Below are 262 nucleotides of genomic sequence, written 5' to 3' on the forward strand. Positions count from 1 at the left end.
ATATCAACCCATTGTAAATCACGGCGCGAGGCAGCAAGCGTATTTGATCAGTGAGGTGGTTGATGCAAAGAGTCAGGTCTTGTATCAGCATAAGCTAAGCCCTGAGCAGGTAGCACCTGAACAAGCTGCAGATTTGACCGTAGCGGCAATGCAGGGAGCAGTAAGCGAGGGCACGGCTAAATCGCTGGGCTCTGCAGGGATTAAGTACAAGCTAGCAGGAAAAACAGGCACCACTAATAACAACCGAGATAGTTGGTATGTG

At 49.6% G+C, this 262-nt stretch carries 1 protein-coding gene; it reads left to right on the top strand.

The annotated features are described in order from the left end of the window. Positions 1–10: 10 nt before the first annotated feature. Positions 11–262 (top strand): penicillin-binding transpeptidase domain-containing protein (locus AB4585_RS24815; RefSeq protein WP_372171408.1); only part of this gene is annotated, 252 nt, incomplete at its 3' end.

Source organism: Vibrio sp. 10N.222.49.C9 (genome assembly GCF_041474985.1).
GTDB lineage: Bacteria > Pseudomonadota > Gammaproteobacteria > Enterobacterales > Vibrionaceae > Vibrio > Vibrio crassostreae_C.